We start from the raw sequence: 2,039 nt of genomic DNA, 5'->3' as shown, positions 1-2,039 counted from the left end.
CCATCACGCTCAACTGGCAGTTCTCAACTCAGGCCGCGCGACGAACCCTTGGACACCACTATGAAACCATTCGTATTAATTGAACGCTGTACTAGCCTCACTCCTTGATCTCTTTCAACAGGTTCAGGGAAAGGGCCGTATCGCCATGGGCCACCGTGACGTGATACGTGGTGCTGCACTCACCCTCGCAAATCTCTGAAGTGCTGCCCTGCATCAGCAGGTTGCAGTGAGCTGATCTGGGCGAAGCCAGTCCTGAAAAGTCCCTCCCTATTTTTGGTGGGAGGGGAAGGCCGGGCACTGGGTCTGGTGGTGTGCGAGACTCTTATCAATACCTCAACTTTCACCGCTATTTTTACGGTTCTTATCAAACTTACTCGCTACAATATAAGAAGACCTCACATTGTAGAGTCATTGGAGAGATTCAACCTGCTCTTTTGAATCTTGCTGTCTTTGTTTATCGGCCTTGGTCTACTCTGGTCTATCAGTGACCAGCAATTCCCTTGGACTGGCAATAAAGCAGCAATGCTCGACAAAGAAGCCCCGCCACAGCCGAAGCTGATGCAGGGCGTTTCTTCTGTTGGCCTACCCGCCTTTCCCGCCGCTGGTGTCTGGTTTGGGTAAGGGGGGCACTGAGGTCGGCTTCTCTGTCTTAAGCATGATTGAGCCAGATTGCGCCTGATGCCGTCTCAAAAAGCTGACATGAGAGAGGACATTCTCCAGAGTCGTTTGTTCCTCAGCTGTGGCCGGGGTCTGAATCGTCTGAAGGCCGACCATGCGTGCCTGTCCCCGTGCTGGGATTGGGGCGCGTCTGATCCTGATGGTCTGTTGGCTCGGGTTGGCCGTGTTCTTCTGGCACCGCCTGAGGTTGACTGGTGTCTGTGCGCTGCTCCTCTGCATCATGACGCGTCATCTGTCTCCTCCCGTAAAATCTGACTTTCTTTGAGGCTTCGACTGTCCTCTTTCGGCCTCATCAGACGATGCGAATGCCCTAAAGCAGTCTTGAGAGTTGAACACACGGCAGGATTTCAACACTACTGGAGGAGATGTGCTCGCTCACCCGCCAGAGCAGAAGCAGGGATGTCATCAAGATCAGGAACTTGCCTGAACTGCCGAACAACTGAACCCGCACGCGTCCGGACAGATTCAGGTCCGCTTCATTCATGCAGTCCTGCACGCTACGGTCTGCACTCTCGGCACTCCATCACACGCGCCCACTGCTTGCACCTTTCCAACAAGTGAGTACGTGTAATACAGAGGTGGACGCTATGGGTGGTCTGCAATTCGGTGATCTTTAGCACCGTATAAGACAGAAAAACTCCACATCCAACGGATGCAGAGTCAGGGTGAAGTGTTTGAGTTCAGGAGGCGTCGTAGCCGATGTATTCCCCCAGACGCTGTTCAGGCAACCCCTGAGCAATGACGCGGTCAACGGCGGCACACAGATCTTGAGCTGCCGCCTCGATGCCGTGGTCGTGAGCCATGAGGTTGTTGTACTGAAATACAGCGCCCCGTGCGCCACCGTCCGCGACCGTCGCCACGCAGTACTCGGTCACGCCCAGATTGGGGCCACTGGCAGGCCGCGCCGCCACTTTGTACAGGCCTGGGTAGCGCTGCTCCAGATGCTCTTCAAGGAAATCGACCACTTGCACAGGGGTATGGGCGCACATGGGGCCATCATCCAAGACTGGCTCCGCAGGCGCGTGAGGTCAGTCTTTATTCCAGTTCATGCCCTCTACAGGTATGGCTTCACGTTCTCGCTGCTCTGCCAACTGACGCGAAAGACTGTAGACCCCATGCCCGGCATTGCTGAGGCTGAATGTCCTCAGGAAAATATTTAGGGCGTTTGAACTGCTCTGTCCCATTCTGGGCCAAGTTGTACCGCTCATTGGGCTTCGAATGCTGTAGGAGCCTGCGCGGAAGCCGTCCCTACTCCCAGGTTTGGGCACTAGAGATCATCCGGAAATTGGTTACGGTAGCGAGGCGAGGACGACTGGCATCCTGAATGAATGCGGTTGACGGACGAGCAATGGGCCATCCTC

The 2,039-nt window shown here is 55.1% G+C and carries 2 protein-coding genes; both read right to left on the bottom strand.

Annotation, left to right across the window (positions count from 1 at the left end; translation table 11 throughout):
• Nucleotides 1-733 precede the first annotated feature (733 nt).
• Entirely contained in the window at nucleotides 734-910 is a 177-nt protein-coding gene (locus F561_RS29405; RefSeq protein WP_157452173.1) for a hypothetical protein, read from the bottom strand.
• A 448-nt stretch (nucleotides 911-1,358) separates the two neighbouring features.
• Nucleotides 1,359-1,667 carry a hypothetical protein gene (locus F561_RS0124225; RefSeq protein ID WP_157452172.1) on the bottom strand — a complete coding sequence of 103 codons (309 nt, stop codon included), beginning with the start codon at nucleotides 1,665-1,667 and terminating at the stop codon, nucleotides 1,359-1,361.
• Between the last annotated feature and the right edge of the window lie 372 nt (nucleotides 1,668-2,039).

Source organism: Deinococcus aquatilis DSM 23025, assembly GCF_000378445.1.
Taxonomy (GTDB): domain Bacteria; phylum Deinococcota; class Deinococci; order Deinococcales; family Deinococcaceae; genus Deinococcus; species Deinococcus aquatilis.
Note: the sequence above shows the minus strand (reverse complement) of the source record. Positions and strands in the feature narration are given on the sequence as shown.

Bases quoted from the DNA above. Each gene is read 5' to 3' on its own strand.
- F561_RS29405 (WP_157452173.1), bottom strand. From the start codon at position 910: ATGACGCGTCATGATGCAGAGGAGCAGCGCACAGACACCAGTCAACCT.
- F561_RS0124225 (WP_157452172.1), bottom strand. From the start codon at position 1,667: ATGTGCGCCCATACCCCTGTGCAAGTGGTCGATTTCCTTGAAGAGCAT.